The organism is Pelagibius litoralis (genome assembly GCF_011683915.1).
Classification (GTDB): domain Bacteria; phylum Pseudomonadota; class Alphaproteobacteria; order Kiloniellales; family Kiloniellaceae; genus Pelagibius; species Pelagibius litoralis.
Genome location: NZ_JAAQPH010000021.1, coordinates 51268 through 67644 on the forward strand (window position 1 = coordinate 51268; position 16377 = coordinate 67644).

General features: G+C 56.0%; 12 protein-coding genes and 2 pseudogenes. 5 read left to right on the forward strand and 9 right to left on the reverse strand.

What is annotated here, in order from left to right:
* Positions 1-3: 3 nt before the first annotated feature.
* From fabI to HBA54_RS22430, 3 genes are read left to right on the forward strand one after another with little or no spacing between them, the layout of a single operon-like run.
* Positions 4-777, forward strand: coding sequence for an enoyl-ACP reductase FabI (fabI, locus tag HBA54_RS22420; RefSeq protein WP_167228900.1), 774 nt, complete (start codon positions 4-6; stop codon positions 775-777).
* A complete protein-coding gene (locus tag HBA54_RS22425) occupies positions 767-2176 on the forward strand; it encodes a bifunctional enoyl-CoA hydratase/phosphate acetyltransferase (protein WP_240932832.1) in 1410 nt (469 codons plus the stop codon). Before fabI ends, HBA54_RS22425 begins: the two co-directional genes overlap by 11 nt.
* Positions 2173-3336, forward strand: a complete 1164-nt coding sequence (locus tag HBA54_RS22430) for an acetate/propionate family kinase (RefSeq protein ID WP_167228902.1) — start codon at positions 2173-2175, stop codon at positions 3334-3336. The genes HBA54_RS22425 and HBA54_RS22430 overlap by 4 nt, the downstream gene beginning before the upstream one ends.
* A gap of 78 nt (positions 3337-3414) precedes the next feature.
* Here HBA54_RS22430 and HBA54_RS28780 read toward each other — a convergent pair whose 3' ends face one another.
* The 6 genes and pseudogenes from HBA54_RS28780 to HBA54_RS22455 form a co-directional block, all read right to left on the reverse strand.
* The gene (locus tag HBA54_RS28780) at positions 3415-3882 is read right to left on the reverse strand and encodes a DDE-type integrase/transposase/recombinase (RefSeq protein ID WP_437126242.1); all 468 of its coding nucleotides are present in this window, start codon (positions 3880-3882) and stop codon (positions 3415-3417) included.
* 186 nt (positions 3883-4068) lie between these two features.
* Positions 4069-4251: an IS1096 element passenger TnpR family protein gene (locus HBA54_RS29480; protein WP_205944840.1), complete on the reverse strand. Its 183-nt coding sequence runs from the start codon at positions 4249-4251 to the stop codon at positions 4069-4071.
* 80 nt (positions 4252-4331) lie between these two features.
* Positions 4332-4412 (reverse strand): annotated as a pseudogene (locus HBA54_RS29745) (plasmid pRiA4b ORF-3 family protein); the annotation flags it as partial.
* A 103-nt stretch (positions 4413-4515) separates the two neighbouring features.
* Positions 4516-4683: a hypothetical protein gene (locus tag HBA54_RS22445; protein ID WP_167228904.1), complete on the reverse strand. Its 168-nt coding sequence runs from the start codon at positions 4681-4683 to the stop codon at positions 4516-4518.
* Positions 4684-5366: 683 nt separating this feature from the next.
* On the reverse strand, positions 5367-7043 hold the full coding sequence (locus HBA54_RS22450) for an aspartate:alanine exchanger family transporter (protein WP_167228906.1): 1677 nt from the start codon (positions 7041-7043) through the stop codon (positions 5367-5369).
* 250 nt (positions 7044-7293) lie between these two features.
* A complete protein-coding gene (locus HBA54_RS22455; RefSeq protein WP_167228908.1) occupies positions 7294-8289 on the reverse strand; it encodes a hypothetical protein in 996 nt (331 codons plus the stop codon).
* Positions 8290-8574: 285 nt separating this feature from the next.
* On the opposite strand from HBA54_RS22455, the pseudogene HBA54_RS22460 reads away from it, so the two are divergent.
* Positions 8575-8957 (forward strand): annotated as a pseudogene (locus tag HBA54_RS22460) (electron transfer flavoprotein subunit alpha/FixB family protein); the annotation flags it as partial.
* Positions 8958-9358: 401 nt separating this feature from the next.
* On the opposite strand, the gene HBA54_RS22465 reads toward HBA54_RS22460, so the two are convergent.
* Complete coding sequence (locus tag HBA54_RS22465) at positions 9359-11263, reverse strand: M2 family metallopeptidase (protein WP_167228910.1); 1905 nt, start codon at positions 11261-11263, stop codon at positions 9359-9361.
* Positions 11264-12233: 970 nt separating this feature from the next.
* Here HBA54_RS22465 and HBA54_RS22470 point away from each other — a divergent pair.
* Positions 12234-12740 carry a hypothetical protein gene (locus tag HBA54_RS22470; protein WP_167228913.1) on the forward strand — a complete coding sequence of 169 codons (507 nt, stop codon included), beginning with the start codon at positions 12234-12236 and terminating at the stop codon, positions 12738-12740.
* A gap of 1008 nt (positions 12741-13748) precedes the next feature.
* Here HBA54_RS22470 and HBA54_RS22475 read toward each other — a convergent pair.
* Positions 13749-14480, reverse strand: a complete 732-nt coding sequence (locus tag HBA54_RS22475) for a 2OG-Fe(II) oxygenase (RefSeq protein WP_167228915.1) — start codon at positions 14478-14480, stop codon at positions 13749-13751.
* 83 nt (positions 14481-14563) lie between these two features.
* Positions 14564-16375, reverse strand: coding sequence for an ABC transporter ATP-binding protein (locus HBA54_RS22480; protein ID WP_167228917.1), 1812 nt, complete (start codon positions 16373-16375; stop codon positions 14564-14566).
* Positions 16376-16377: the final 2 nt, after the last annotated feature.

The window sequence follows — 16377 nt, forward strand, 5'->3', positions numbered from 1 at the left end:
ACCATGATTCCCAATTCTGAGTTCTTGAAAGGCAAAAAGGGGCTGGTCGTGGGTATTGCCAATGAACACTCCATCGCAGCAGGATGCGCGCAGGTGTTTCGTGCCTCGGGTGCCGAGCTTTGCATCACCTATCAGTCAGAAAAGTCCCGCAAGTTCGTCAAACCTGTTGCCGAAGCGGTCGGTGCCGGGCTGTTTCTGCCGCTTGATGTGACGGACCTCGTCCAAACGGATCAGGTTTTTGCGGCAATCGAGGAAAAATGGGGCCAGCTGGATTTTCTGCTTCATTCTATCGCGTTTTGCCCACGCGAGGACCTGCATGGCCGAGTGGTCGATTGTTCGCAGGAAGGCTTTGGACTGGCGATGGATATCTCGGTTCATTCGCTGATCCGGCTGGCTAAACGCGCTGAACCGCTCATGGTGGCGGGCGGTACAATCCTGACAGTATCCTATCACGGCGCCGATAAAGTGGTTGATCACTACAACATCATGGGCCCTGTCAAGGCCGCACTTGAGGCAACCACGCGCTATCTATCCGTTGACCTGGGTCCCAGGAATATCCGCGTAAATGCGTTGTCGCCGGGGCCACTTGAGACACGCGCGGCTTCGGGCATCGACCATTTCGATGCGCTGATTGAAGACGCAAAGACACGCGCACCCCTGCATCGACTGACAACGATTGCCGAGGTCGGGTCGATGGCGGCCTGCCTTGTGTCCGACTTTGCCCGCTCCGTCAGCGGCAACACGGCCTATATTGATGGGGGCCATCATGTTATCTGAACATGACACGCAGATGGGGTTCATCGAAAACCGTCCTTTTGACGAGATCAAGGTAGGTGATTTTGCCGAACTTGTTCGGACCATCACGGCACAGGATATCGATGCGTTTGCGGTCGTTTCGGGTGATGTGAATCCCGCGCATGTGGATGCGGAATTTGCCGAAGGGGACATCTTTCACAAGGTGATTGCTCATGGCATGTGGGGCGGCGCGCTGATCTCGAACGTGCTTGGAACGCAGTTGCCCGGGCCGGGGACGATCTATTTGGAACAATCACTGAAGTTCCTCAAGCCGGTGGGCATCGGGGATACCGTGACCGTGCGCGTGACGGTGACAAAACGGGATCCCGAGAAGAAGCGCCTAACGCTCGATTGCCTGTGTAGCAATGGCGACGGCAAACCGGTGATTGCGGGGCAAGCCCATGTAATCGCGCCGAACAAGAAAGTCCGCAGGCCCCGGATCACGATGCCCGATCTTGTCCTGCACAAGCATGGCGCAATCCATGGCCAGTTACTGGCCCGCGCCCAGACCCATCCCGCGCTGCCGGTGGCCGTTGTGCATCCCTGCAATGACATCTCGCTTGAAGCGGCAATAAATGCGCATGAGCTTGGCCTGATGGTGCCTATACTGGTGGGCCCCGAGGCTCGGATTAAGGCCGTGGCCGAACGGGCCGGGCTCGATCTTGCGGGTCTGCGGGTGGTCGACACACCACACAGCCATGCCTCGGCCGAGGAGGCCGTGAAACTGGTGCGCGATAAACAGGCGAAGGCACTGATGAAGGGCGCCTTGCATACGGATGAATTAATGGCAGCCGTGGTGCCAAAACAAGGTGGTCTTCGCACAGAACGCCGAATGAGCCATGTTTATGTGATGGACGTGCCCACCTATCCCAAAACGCTGATCATGACGGATGCCGCTATCAATATCGCGCCGGATTTGAGCACAAAGGCCGATATCGTCCAGAACGCCATTGATCTGGCGCGCGCCGTTGGTATTGAGACACCGAAGGTAGCGCTGTTGTCAGCGGTCGAAACCATCACTCCGCGTCTGCAATCAACGGTCGAAGCCGGAGCGCTGTGCAAAATGGCCGATAGAGGCCAGATCGCGGGTGGAGTGCTAGATGGCCCCTTGGCCTTTGACAACGCGGTTTCCATGGCCGCTGTGGCGTCCAAGGGTATCAAGTCTGACGTCGCGGGCCAGGCCGATATCCTGGTCGCCCCTGACCTTGAAGCGGGCAATATGATTGCAAAGCAACTAATGTATCTTGCCGGCGCTGAGGCGGCGGGCATCGTTTTGGGCGCGCAGGTCCCCATCATTCTCACCAGCCGTGCTGACGGCGATAAAACACGAACCGCCTCTGCGGCGATTGCGACCCTTTATGCCGAGGCTCGCCGCGTTTGAGTAGCCTTCTCACACTAAATGCTGGCTCGTCTTCTCTGAAATTTGGGCTTTACCGCGCCGCACCTGAGCCTGACTTGCTCGCCGATGGCCAGGTTGCGGGCGTTGGCAATACAGCGCAGCTGATCCTGAGGGTCGGTAACAACGCTTCGCAGACCGAAATCAGCGCAGAAACACAAGCAAGTGCTTTAGCAGAAGTAATGCGCGCTCTTGCGCCACATATGTTCGGTCTTGAAATCACAGGCGTCGGGCACCGTGTTGTGCACGGTGGCCCGGATTATGCGACCCCCATCGTTTTGACCCCAGAAGTGCAAGACGCACTGGCCTCCTTCATTCCGCTCGCACCGTTGCACCAACCGCACAATCTGGCCGGGATCTCCGCCGCGCATCTCGCCTTTCCAGATGCGATTCAGGTCGCCTGTTTCGACACTGCCTTTCACCGTGGACACCCATGGGTCAACGACGCCTTCGCCCTACCACGCGCACTTTATACCGAGGGCATCCGCCGCTACGGCTTTCATGGGTTAAGTTACGAATACGTAACCGGGGTGATCGCAACCGAGTTCCCCGATTTGCAAAAAGGCCGGGTGATCATCGCCCATCTGGGCAATGGAGCCTCGATGTGTGCGATCCGGGACGGCAAGAGCGTCGGGTCGACCATGGGGTTCTCGGCGCTGGACGGGCTGCCGATGGGCACCCGCTGCGGGCAGATTGACCCGGGCGTGGTGCTTTATCTGATCGAGCAAAAAAGGATGACGCCGCATGATGTTTTTCAGCTTCTCTACAAGCAAAGCGGGCTTTTGGGGTTGTCTGATATTTCAGGCGATATGCGGGAATTGCTGGCCTCTGACCAACCCGAAGCGGCGCAGGCCATTGATTACTATGTCTTCCGTGCCCGCCGGGAGATCGGGGCCTTATCGGCTGTGCTGGGTGGCATCGACGGATTGGTGTTTTGTGGCGGCATCGGTGAAAACGCGGACGGCATTCGGCGCCGTATCGTTGATGGGTTAGATTATCTTGGCTTACGGATCAACCCGTCTTCGACCCATGGCGATCCGCGCGACATCGGCACCGGGCCGACCCGTATTCTGGTCGTCCCAACAGACGAAGAACGTGTGATCGCACGCGCGGTGAACCGGGCATTGAACCAAACCAACCGCTAAAGGCAAAAATGACCGGAGTGCTGCGCGAAAAGAGCACGTCAAAAGAACTGACATCCAACAATTTGAAAGTTCGCAATCTCAGACACCCAGTTTCCGCCACTCAAGCAGTGCAGCTTCACATCTCGGTTTGAACATCTCGCGGCTGTATAGGTGACAGCCGTGATTAAAGTGGTTTAAGAGTGACGCCTGGACCGGGGCGAATTTCTGAAGGGCCTTCATACCTCGAACTTTTGCGATTGCTTTTTCTCGTCGTCGGAACAGCTGGTCCGAGTTTTCGGCACGGTTATTGAGATAGCAGGTATATTCCTGACTCGGAGCGTTACCGATCTCTTTCATTGCGGCTTTGTACGAACCAAGACGATCAGTGACGATCTCTCTCGGTCGACCACAACGCTTCATCGTTCGTTTCAGGAATTTCAGCGCAGCCATACGGTCTCGGCGCTTGGTCACAAAGACTGCCAGCATCTCGCCTTCATGATCCACAGCGCGCCATAAAGAGAATGATCTCCGACAAATGCACCGCTTTCTGATCTCGACCGCAAAAATGGGGCCGAAGCGATTCCACCAAAACTACACCGTCTCGTGGCAGATATCGATCCCACATTCATGAAGCAGACCTTCAACCTGCCGCAATGACGGTGGGTAACGGACATACATCATCACAGCGAGACGAACGATCTCGGGTGATGTTCTGAAATAGCGGAATGGCTTCTTCACCGATCAACGCTAGGATCAGTGTAAGCGCTCGATACGGTCAAGCTCCTCGGTATCACCCCTTGCGTTGAGCAGCACGGGATAGGCGGCGCCCGGTTCGCCGTCGTCGATGCCGAGGAGCTTGACCGTATGCTCCCAGCCGTCACCGAAGTTGTAAGGATAGTGGAGTGTTTTTGCACCGGTATCCTCGATGACATCCAAAGCGTTGCCTTGCGCACACTGATGGGGCCGTCGGACCAGCCTGGATCGGGAATACCCCAGACCGCATCGCGGGCGCGGATCTCCCATAGATGACTATCGGTCCAGCCGAGCGCCGCCTGCAGAGTTAGATGCAGGCGATCCAGGCGGATGCCGAGGGGAATCTCGAGGCGGCGCGCCACCGACGGCTCGACGTCGTCAAGTACCACCTTCAGCCGGGCGATGGTCTTGGCAGGTAAGAAACGCCCCAACTCCTCAGGCGATCCTTCAGCCGACTCCCCAGGGCGCGAAGCGCGGATCCCGCAGCCTGGTGAAAACGTGGTTCACGTCGTAGCGCCGTGCAACCTGGTTGACAGAGACGCCAGATACCCGGGTCTGGGCCCAGACCATCCGCTTCTCGTCATCCGTCCAGAACCGCCGCTTGCGCCCCTTCACCACCCCAGACTCCGATAGTGTCCATCATCCCTGATCGACACTACCCAACTCTGGCCCCACCCGTCAGAGCGGGTAGACCGGACGGACACCAAAGAAGAACCTTCAATGGTGATCACCGGCACTTATCGTCGCGGTCGCCAGGGCCACACCAGCAATAAGCTAATCGTCCTACGTTGTCTCGGCGCGGTTTCGCCGTGCTTGTGCCGGGCTATGCCTGCTGTCTTTTCTTTGTGCCAGCAAGTTTCAGGTGACAGAAGGCCCGGCTTTTAACACCAAAACACCCGCTGGTTTTTGACCGGGCGGGCTAGCTTTCGATGATTTGGGTGCGGAGGCTCGCAACCTGCGAGACCGACATTCGCTTAGAACTCCAAACTGATTGGGGGGCAGAGGCTCGAACCCATCAACAGTTGCAAACCCGGTCGCTTCCAACTTAATTGCCGCGTTGTGCAGTTTCACTTGCCTTATAAACACAGACTAGATGTTTAGTACCGAGGTGTGATGATATGTTCTCCCGAGATTCCGTAGATGTGGTCAACTCTCGGAATCAGGGTTTAAGGACTACAGTCTGTTTTTTGAAAGAACTCCCTAACAAAATCAATGGTTGTTGTTCTTGTCATCACTGCTTTGTAACTCAAACCGCAGCAACACGCATTCAGCCCAAGACCTATCCAGGTTGCAGGCCGCTATAGCATCATCAAAGTGCCCGCCACAGTGAGCAGCACGTTGGCGAAGGCGTAGGTGCCGGCGTAGCCCAGCGCGGGCATGGAGCTCTTGGCGGCCTGCTGGACCACACCGAGCGCTGGCGTCGACGTCATCGCGCCGGTCAGGGCACCGAGCAATAGCGCCGGGTTGAGTTTCAGCACGTAGGTCCCGACCAGGAATCCGGTCACCAGCGGCGCCAGCAAGACGATCATGCCACAGAGAATTATTACCGGGCCGACAGACAGTAGCGCTTCGAGCACGCCTCCGCCCGCCTGCAGTCCGATGTTGACCATGAAGAGCATCAACCCCAACTCCATGATGGCGTAGCGCGCCGCCGGTGGCACCCGCCCAAAGGTCGGGTTGTGGGAGCGCAAGTAGCCGAACAGGATGCCAGCCAGCAGAAGGCCACCAGCGCTGCCCAGGCCAACGCTTATGTTGCCGACCTTGACCTGGATCAGCCCAATCAGGAGGCCAAGCGCAATGCCCGAGGCGAAGGTCACCAGATCAAGTTCCTGCACGTCGCGCTCGATCACGCCGAGCCACTCAGCCAGCTTGTCGATCTGCTGCGAGTCGCCGACCACGGTCAGCGTGTCGGCGCGCTGAAGCACGGTGCTATCACGCAGTGGCAGATCGATCTGGCTGCGCTGGATGCGCGTAACGAAGCAGTTAAAATCCGGTGTCAAACGCAGTTCGCTTAAGGACCGGCCGGCCACTTCGCTACGCGTGACCACGATCTCAGCACTGGTGATGTAGGTATCGAGCAGGTCCTTGTCCAAAATACTCGAGGTCAGGTCCGGATCGTCGCGCATCTCCGCGTGCCGTTCGGGCGCGGCCAGGATCGCTATCTTGTCGCCAGCTTCGACCGTATCGTCCATGCTCAGCTCAATGATCTTCTCGCCACGCTTGACGCGCACAGCGGTGACACGCTGGTCTTCCGTCGCCTCCAAATGACGCCGCGTTTTACCGGCGATGCGCCCGCCTTCATTGACTTGATAGCCGCGCACCACCGGCAGGCCCTGCGGTGCCGTCTTCTTATCTTCGCTATAGCCCTTCTTGCGTGCGTAAGACTGGGCCTGGCCCGTCAGGTCGATACGTAGCAGCATGGGCATCAGCTTGACCGCCAGGATCAGCCCGACCATCCCAAAGACATAGGTGATGGCGTAGCCGACCGAGATGCTTTCCAGCAGCACGTCCGCCGACTCGCCCGGCGGTACGACGGCGACGCCGGTCTCCAGCACGCTCTGAGCGCCGACCAGGGTTGGGGTGCTGGTCAGCGCACCCGCCAGGATACCGGCGGCCAAGCCGTCGTCCAGGCCGAAGCCGGCGGCCAGCAGCTTGGCGGCGATGAACGCCGAGATGGCGACCACCAGCGCCAACCCGATATAGCGCGCGCCGTCTTCCATCAGTACATTGAAAAAGCGTGGACCCGCTTGCAGACCGACCAAATAGATGAACAACGTGAAGCCGACCGTGCCCAAGAAAGGATGTGGCGCTAGATCGTAGTGGCCGAACAGCAGCGCGATCAGCAACACGCCGCCCGTCGCACCCAGTTCGAAGCCTTTGATATTGATCTTACCGATCAGGTAGCCGAGCGCGATGACCAGAAATACGGTGAGCGTGGGACTGCTGAGTAACAGGCTGTAGGGATCGATTTCCAAGACGTGCTCCGCATACTGTTGGTAGCAAATGAGGCGGCGAAAGGCTCTAGCGCCGGCTCAGAAGCCCGTCCAGACCCGCGCGGTGCGAAACTTCCCGAACCGCAGAGCACTCCAGCACTCACCGTTCGCGACCAATCGTGGAGTTCGACCGGGCATCTCAAGCCGCTCTCCTCTTGGAAAAGGCGCGACACGTCGCTGCTGCCCGCCTCTCAGTCCTCAATCGTCTGTCGAACCCGATCAAAGTGCCTCGTCATGTCCCCTTCGTGCGTGACTGGCCTACCAAACGGGCCACACCGCTGAAAAATCCAGCGATCTGTTCCGTGAATACACGGTTGACACTGAACACCAGCACTCTGTCGCCGGCGGGAAGTGCCAAATCGATCACCTGGAGCGATTCGTAGGTATGACCTACATAGAATTGGCGCTGAATAGACAGCACAAAGTCTTCGCCGACCTGGATTACCTGATGGATCAGGATAAAGGCTGGCCGACCCTCCACAACCCGCTTTACCCAGTAAATCTTGCTGACGATGTCTGGGGCCCGACCTAGCGGGAATTCCTCAACAGCTTGGCGAAGGCCAGGAAAATAAGTTGCCAAAAAGCCCCTGGACTGTGCCTCGACGGTCCGTAGCTGCTTGGCCGGAGAGAGAGGGGCACCCCCGTGATCATAGGGCTTCATACCGTCGAGCCCCCGACCTTTGTACGCCAGATAGCGCTCAAAGAGGGTTTCGCGATAGGCAGCATTGACCAATTCAATCGTATTCGGATCGCCTACCTTGAGATCCTTTGCCACCTCCCTGATGGACGTTATCTCCGATGTTGAAAAGTTAAAGCTATCGTCTGCTTTCACGCGCAGAAGCTTATCAACTTCTTCCTTTTCGGCATCGTTATAGACGACCCGCGCAAAATCCTCCTTTGTTCCCGTCGTAACCTCTCCCCAATCCAGAGTAGCTGCATTCAGCGGAATGTTGCTTCCATTCTGCAATGTCGCCGCAAGTTCCGAGATGGACGTCTTGTTCGGCAGAGCCACGACGGCGAGGAGTTGATCATCTCGACTTCGCTCCACATCCGCAGAGATGATCTGCCCATCGAGAATCCTCTGCTTATCGGTCTCAGAATACCCCAGGTGTTGAAACAACTCGTCAATGCTGGGCGGCATAGCAGGCGCGCCAGGAACCTCTGTCACACCTTGCAGCAGTTGAACCGCAATCACAGCGACTGCCAGCCTGAACCTTCCAGCAGACATTGTCTCCTCCTATCGAACGACCGTGGATCCAAAGGTTCGCTCATTTTCACCAGGCTCCATGAAGGCTGTTCGCCTACGAACAACTGCGAAGCCGGCAAGAAAGCCGCCTCCCTTGGCCACTTCCGCATCCCCAAAGTGATAACTATGCTGACATCCATTTACATCTCAAACGACCGCAGGACGTTACTTGGTCATCAGAGAGGCCAGAACCAGCAGGACACATCCATAGACAATTCACTTGTTGGAGGGCGTGGCAAAGTGGGGGCGCTATGAGGGAGAGCGGTGCTTCCCAAAAGCGACCGTCCGGAACTTACTTCGGCCGGGATCGTTGTGTCTGGCGGCTGCGGCGTCGGTTCGGAAGAGAGCTTTAGCTTGTTCGAAAACTGACTGACAAGTTGGGTGCTGCGGTCGGTGCCTCGCGTGCTGCTGTGGATTCTGGCTATGCTCCGAGCGACTGGCAGGTTGACCAGACGGGCAAAGTCGTCGCACCTGACCTCTACATCGCATGCGGAATCTCAGGAGCCAATCAGCACCTGGCTGGTATGAACGATTCGAAAATTATCGTTGCGATTAACAAAGACGAAGAAGCGCCGATCTTCCAGATTGCCGATTACGGTCTCGTTGCGGACCTGTTCGATGCTGTGCCGGAGCTCACGGAGAAGCTTTGATCTGCGGGGTGTGATCTTTACAAAAGGAGCATTTTTCTAGTTGGAGGGCGGTCACGTAACTGGCAGGCGATGAAGTGAGGCGCACTGGATCGGTCTAGGGTCTGTATTCAATTAGGGGATTCCGGCTGATCGAAATTTATGATTCAAGTTTTCCGAGGATAGGAGGCTTGGATGGCAAGGAAGCTGTTTTGGTTGAGTGACGAGGAATGGGCGCGCATTGAGCCTTATCTTCCGCGCGGGCGTCGCGTGGCGCGGTGGATATCTTTGACTACCATCTCTGAGTGCGCTTTACGCGGCCCGGATTTCTGTCTCATCTTCATTCCTTGGCGGTTACGATGAGCCAGAAATCCTCCTATCTGCAAAACACCCTATCTGTCCAATAGGCGCTGACGCCGCACAACCTACCATCCGCATCGGCGGTCGGCGTTCTGTTCCTTCAACCAGTCCATCAACGGCTCGAAGTACTCAACCACGGCGCCGCCATCCATCTCGGGCGATCCAGTAAAGGTTTCAAGCGCTTCAGGCCAGGGTTTCTCTGCGCCCAGTTCCAACATGGCGTTGAACTTGGGGCCGACCGTGTTCTGCGCCCCGTAAATCGAGCAGCGATGCAGTGGGCCTTCCCAGCCGGCCATTTCGCAAGCGGTCTTGTGAAATTGGAACTGCAGGACATGGGCGATGAAATAGCGCGTATAGGAAACATTGTTCGGGATGTGGTATTTACCACCGGGATCAAAGTGATCGGCTGAGCGTGCTACCGGCGGGCGAATACCCTGATACTGGGTTCTGAGCGCCCACCAGCCGTCATTGTAGGTCTCCGGCGTCAGTTCGCCGGAAAACACCTGCCAACGCCATTTGTCCATCAACAGGCCGAACGGCATGAAGGCGATTTTATCAAGCGCCTGATTCATCAGCAGGCCGATATCCTTGGACGCGTCCGGAACCTCTTCCAGCAAGTCGATGCTCTGCAGGTATTCCGGCGTGATCGACAGCGCAATCATGTCGCCGATCGCTTCATGAAAGCCGCCATTGGCCCCGGTCTGGAAGATCGGCGATTTCGCCTTGTAAGCGCGCTGATAGTAGTTGTGGCCAAGCTCATGATGCACGGTTTGGAAGTCGTCGGCATTGACCTTGGTGCACATCTTGATCCGGATGTCGTCCTGGCCATCAAGGTTCCAGGCCGAGGCGTGGCAGACCACTTCCCGGTCGGCCGGCTTGGTGATCAGGGAACGCTCCCAGAACGTCTCCGGCAGCGGATCAAAGCCCAGCGAAGAAAAGAACGCCTCGCCGGTTTCGACCATCTTCCTGGCGTCATAACCCTTGTCGACCAGAAGCTCGGTCAGGTCGAAACCCGAATCCGCATCATCCGGCGCAACCAGATCATAAATATTGCCCCAGCTTTGCGCCCACATGTTGCCGAGCAAGTCCGCCCGGATCGGTTGATCGAGAGGAACGATCTCGTCGCCGTATTTCTCATTGAGCTTGGCGCGCACATGGCATTGCAACTCGTCGTAAAGCGGCTTTACCTGCCCCCAGAGCCGATCCGTTTCAACGGCAAACTCGGCAGGTGGAAGGTCGTACCGCGCCCGCCACATGGCGCCGACATCATCGAAGCCAAGCTCGCCCGCCCCTTCATTGGCGAGTGCCACCATGGCCGCATAGTCGGACTTCATCGAGCCGCCGTCATCGCGCGTTGCCACGGGCACGCTGCGCCACTTGGTCCAGATTTCTTGAAGACGTGCCGGGTCGCGCACCGTGCCCATCATTTCCTCAAGATCATTACGCCCAACCTGCTTGCCACCGAGTTCGATCTTGCCGGTCGCATAGGTGGAGGCCATGCGCGTATTGATTTCTGAAAGCTCCAGTGCCGCACCGGGGCGTTCCGGCGCCGGCAGGTTGACGCCAAGCTTGATCAGTTCAATCTTGCGTCGATCCTCCGCCGGCAGATCGACATCGTTGAACCGTTTCGCCTCGTTGGCGAACTTAACGCCCATCGCCGTGTTCTCAGCCTCAACCTTCGTCACCAGCCAATCGGTATCATAGGTGATGTTGGTTGCCCGGGACCAGGCGACACGCTCGCTGTATTCGCCGAATTCGCGCCTGAACTTTTCGACGCGTTCGATGAATTCACGTGCATCCGCGGCGGTCATCATGTCATCTTCTGCGCCCTGTGGCGCTTCAGCGACTACCCCTGCTCCCTCACCGCTGTTTGAAGCGCTTTGCGATTGTCCGGCGCAGACGGCAATCAGCGCAAGAGATGAGATTGCCACGACGACGTTCAGTTTCCGCAGGTGAACTGTGTTTCTCATGCCATCTCCCGAATTGAACTAGCCCCAGCCCGATTTTCTCTGATACGACGTCGCTATGTGATTGGCTTTGATGCCGTAGCCCATAAGGACCTGCAGACTGCCGTCCACTTGACGGCGACAGATGGCAGTTGGCCAAGTGTCTGGCGCAGCAGCATATCGAAGGCGTTGTAGATACAGCGTCGGTCGAGAGAACTCGTTGCGCTGGTTCAACTGACTGGAAGTCATTGCATTCGCAGTTCGCGTTGCCGATAGGGCAAACGAGAACTCTCTGCTCTATCTGTACTCCACCCAGCGGAACGGTGCTTGCTGCTCATGCGAGGCGCAAAGTCGTACTTCCACCGCTGGGAAGATATGCCACACGCAGCCATGCGTAACGTGTCAAAGGAATGGCTCGCAGAAGTTGAGTGCCGAATTGTTGGCCGGACATATCAGGTCGCCTCTGTCCCACCTGATGAGCTTTCAACACTGGTGGCATGATTGGACACCCTTTCTCGAACACTGGCCGTCGGCCCAACAGGAGCGGCCGAAAGCCGGACGCCTGCACGCGCGCCGACGGGGTGGATGATTGCGATTTGTCCCTTCGATTTAACTCCTTCGGGCCGATACATAGGAGCGGCTTGGTGACCACTAGACATTTCTCGGAGGCGTTGGCGCTATGGCGCCACCGTGATCGGGCAAGCGGCCCATGGAAACAAGGCTCCGACTGGCCGAACGATAGTGGGGCGATAGTGGTCGGCCATATGCTGAACAATCTCTGCTTACTGCGAAGGATTTTACGCAAAAAGTAGCCCGAGAGCTAGGCGGCGCGACGCTCGTAGCGATGATGCAGGCCACCGACCTGTGGGAAAGCAATGATCTTACCCGAATTAGGCGGACGAACCGAACGCGGTTCCGGACAGTCCTTCTCAAGCGATAAGTGCGTCCGGGATCGATGGTAATAGTCAACATAGGACCACAAGAGCTGTCGCAAGTGCCATTCACCGAGGACAATAATGTGATCGGTACATTCGCGCCGGATGGAGCCGATCACCCGTTCAACGTAGAGATTCTACCACGGCGATCTTGGGGCGGTGAGAACCTCTTTGATTCTCATGCCCCTAAGCCGAGAGACAAGGACGGCACCATAGGACCCCTCTCGATCTCGGATCAGATACTGTGGCGCGGTCTCCCAGGGGAAGGCTTCGCGGATTTGCTGCGCGGCCCAATTCGATGTGGGGTGCGCGGTGACGCCGAAATGCACGATGTGACGGCGCTCGTGTTGCTGAACGATGAACACGAACAAGAGCCGGAAGGTGGCCGTCAGTACGACGAAGAAATCGACAGATGCCAGACAGCCCACATGGTTCCGAAGGAATGTCCGCCAGGTCTGCGATGGCGACTTCGGGCGCCGGGCCATATACTTCGAGACCGCGGCCTGACTGATCTCGATCCCAAGCTTGAGAAGTTCGCCATGGACGCGCGGTGCACCCCACAGTGAGTTCTCGCGGCAAATTTGGTGTATAAAGCCTCGGACTTCGGCGGGACCCGGCGGTCGACCTCTCCTGCGGGGTCGTGATTTCCAAGTCCAGAAGGCGCGAAAGCCTCTGCGATGCCAAGCGATCACCGTTTCCGGCTTGATGACGACCACCGCATTGAGACAACGAGGCCAGAGACGATACAGCAGGATCCAGAGAGCCCGGCCTAGTCGTGTGAGTTGAACCCGAACCGGGCGGTTACGTTCAAGAACCTCCAGCTGATGCCGCAGGGCCATGATCTCAAGCTGCAGCGCAGCGCGGCTACGGACGTTGTTGAGAACGCAATCGATGAGATATCTTTCGCATGGCCTGACGCTAAGGGACATCATAGTGAAAGACTAGGGATTCTGCGCCGTACAATATCAATGGAAGGGACAGCGTTGCCAGACCAAACTCTTTACGAACTCCGCATTTCCAGAACGAAACGCTCTTTCGTGACGTTCGACAGCACCTTTGTCCATCTCCGCAGGATCACCCTCGGCATGAACGAAATGGGCACGGCAGATATCCTACGAGTCAGAACCTTCTGCCGCTGGTATAACTCTCCAGATCCATAGGGTCTGCCGACACCATCAGCCTCTATGACCTTTGAAAGATCAACTTTTCGAAGATTGTTCAAATACTTAAAGGCAACCATAAAATGTCGTTCATGACAGCGACAGGTCAGGACGCGTGACCATCCGTTCGGAGGTTCGAGTTGGTCAACCGCGCATCCTGTCGCAAATCCATCTTATAACTATGCTCATTTAAGGTGGTCTCGATCACCAAATCAGCATGGCCATACCGCCCCAACTTCGGCAGCCAGGCCTTCACTGCAACCTCCAAGATCTAAACCGTCTGAATGGCAATTTGAACTTTATCGCAAGCCGAATTTCGTGTCGGCCCTGACCGCACTTTCAGTGCCCAGCGCCGACAGGCTGGTCGTTGTCCGACTATAGCAGCCCGTTCACGATCTCCTCGACAGATTGATTTCATGCAGAACGTCGAAAGCGTTGTGCGGGAAGTCCGCTCATCGCCTCAATGACATTGAAGTCATAGGTTCTGATCCATCCCGCGATTGTTCCGCGGGCGCCGGACAAACCAGTTGTCGGGCATTCAACTTTAGCAACTTCATGATAGACGTTGCTTCTAAAAAAGACTATGCGATTACGCTTTGGGATCATTTCTAATCGGCTTGTTTTATCCAGCTTATTACTCTCCGGATCATCACGGTACAGATAGAGTTCTCCGCCACTGTAGCGCTTTGGCTCATCGTGGAAGTAGTAGACATAGCTTAGGCACCTCGACCTTGTGACCAAGCCTCTATTGTCCTTATGTATTTTAAAGTACTCACCATCACGATGGAATGTCATTTGGCATTCTATTTTCGATATTTCAAATTGAGCAACATCGAGTGACCAGCAGATCGTTTCGAAATTTTGATGCAGTAGATCGATTACTATCTTCCCGTAGGCCTTAAAAGGCTCATGGGATATGGATTTTCTGGTTTCCGTGACAATGCCGTCCAGTACCTTCGACGGTCGAAAAGCTTTCTCGTTGCGTTTTGCGTAGGCAAGGATCTTATCAACCGTAGTTGTCAGCAAGACGTCATCAATGTAACTGTAGGCGATCTCACCTGTACCAAACCGAACTGCAATAGGTCGGGCTGTTATTCCCGGCTCGCCGGGTACGGAGCGGCTAGTTAAAATTCGATCATTCGACATGTAGCATTCTCCTTTCGGCGAATTGACTTAGTCATGGCCCACTACTGCGTCGGCGACGCTGAATCTTGCCTCGTAAACACTGCTCATCCCTCCCTTTGCATTGCATCCAAGAGTGCGCGGTATCGCCCTCCTTCGCCGTAGAGTCTTTTCGGTGCTCCCTGCTCCACTATCACCCCGTCCTGCACTACGAACACACGGTCAACAAAGGAAACGGTATTGAGCCGATGCGTTATGAAAATCTTTGTTGCGTTGGGGTCGATGGCTTGAATATCAGCAAGGATGGCCGCTTCCGTCAGGGGGTCGAGACCCGATGTTGCTTCGTCGAAGATGTAGAGATCAGGCTTCCGTAAAAGTGCTCGGGCCAAGCCGATCCGCTGCCGTTCTCCTCCTGAGAGTTTGAGGCCACGTTCGCCGACCTGCGTCTCAATACCATTTGGAAGCCGATCAAGTAGTTCGGTCAACTGCACTTGATGCAGTGCGCGTTTCAGATCGGCGCGCGTCGCCTTGGGCTGCGCAAAGAGTAGGTTGTTTTCGAGCGTATCATGGAACAGAACAGTGTCTTGCGGGACGAGGGCCGTGCAGGCTAGAAGCTCACCGGGCGGCATTTGGTTCTTTGGCGTTTCACCAAATTGAATTGCTCCAGACGTCAAATCGATCAATCCAAGTATTGATCGGACAATTGTCGACTTTCCTGATCCGGTAGGACCAACAAACGCAACTGTCGAACCGGCATGGATCTCAAACGAGACTTCCCGCAAGATAGTCCGTCCGCCCAGTTCAACAGTGACTTTGTCAAAGACAATGTTGCTAACCGTGCCCTTGACAATAGTCGGTTCATCCGCCACTTGAGCGGGCTGCGTAGGAGGAAGCGATAAAACCTCGATCACGCCATCCAGCATGGCAAGTCCTGATTTTACATCCCGGTATTGCCGGCTCAGATTTGCCAAAGGTGCTATGGTTTGGAGGAAATACATCTGTACTAGAACCATAGTGCCAATCGACAAGTTGCCCTCGCTTACGCCACGAATGGTGTAAGCGAGCGCAACAGACAGCCCAGTTACCATGATCGTTACCTGTGCCGCACCCAGCAGAAAACGGACAGTCAAGAAACGACCGAAGAGTTTTTCCGCGATCGACAAGTCGGCATCATACTTGTCGACAAGCGTAGCTTCGCGATTAAACGCTTTGGCAATCTCGATATTAAGTAGGATATCGGTCAGAAGGCCTCGACCTTCGATCAGAGCCTTCTGGGCCCGGCGCTGAAACCGTCCTGCCCGCTGCACGCCCAAAAACACGGCCGACAGATAGATGACAACCATCACGCTCATGATCAATGCAATGGGCAGCGGCAGAAAGATAATGGTGTTCAGAATAACAAAGATCGTCTGGAGCAAAGTTGGGACGAGCGCTGTCAGCGCATTGAAGACGATCAGGTTTATGCCACTTTGACCCTGGTTGAGTTGCTCGACAAGCTTTCCAGTAGATTTTTCTAGATGATACTGAAAGGGTAAAGAAAGAACATGATCAAGGAAGTGGACATTGGCTTGCTTTTGAATACGCTGATGAATAGGGCCAACGATGACCCACAGAAGCTCGCGGACAAAGTTGCTGAGCCAAAACACAAATAGGAAACCGACGATCAGCCAGAGCGCTTTTGGGGTCAGCGTCGTCTGAAACTCAAAAGCATCAATGAAGGATGAGAAAAGTAGCGGCGGCAAGGTCGTGCCGTAGGACAAACCAATCACAAGAACGAATGTCAGTAGCACCAAGGCCCGACCGTTACGGCTGAGACTCGACCAACTAAGAATGCACAAAAAACGGATGCGGCTCCAATCGGAGGGCGATGTGTGCCTCTTGAACTGTTTGCTCTTGGCCATCCCATCGTCGGGGTTCATCC

What these genes read in the sequence shown, in the direction of transcription:
- fabI (WP_167228900.1), top strand. Translation starts at nt 4, where the DNA reads ATGATTCCCAATTCTGAGTTCTTGAAAGGCAAAAAGGGGCTGGTCGTG.
- HBA54_RS22425 (WP_240932832.1), top strand. Translation starts at nt 767, where the DNA reads ATGTTATCTGAACATGACACGCAGATGGGGTTCATCGAAAACCGTCCT.
- HBA54_RS22455 (WP_167228908.1), bottom strand. Translation starts at nt 8,289, where the DNA reads ATGTCTGCTGGAAGGTTCAGGCTGGCAGTCGCTGTGATTGCGGTTCAA.
- HBA54_RS22465 (WP_167228910.1), bottom strand. Translation starts at nt 11,263, where the DNA reads ATGAGAAACACAGTTCACCTGCGGAAACTGAACGTCGTCGTGGCAATC.
- HBA54_RS22475 (WP_167228915.1), bottom strand. Translation starts at nt 14,480, where the DNA reads ATGTCGAATGATCGAATTTTAACTAGCCGCTCCGTACCCGGCGAGCCG.
- HBA54_RS22480 (WP_167228917.1), bottom strand. Translation starts at nt 16,375, where the DNA reads ATGAACCCCGACGATGGGATGGCCAAGAGCAAACAGTTCAAGAGGCAC.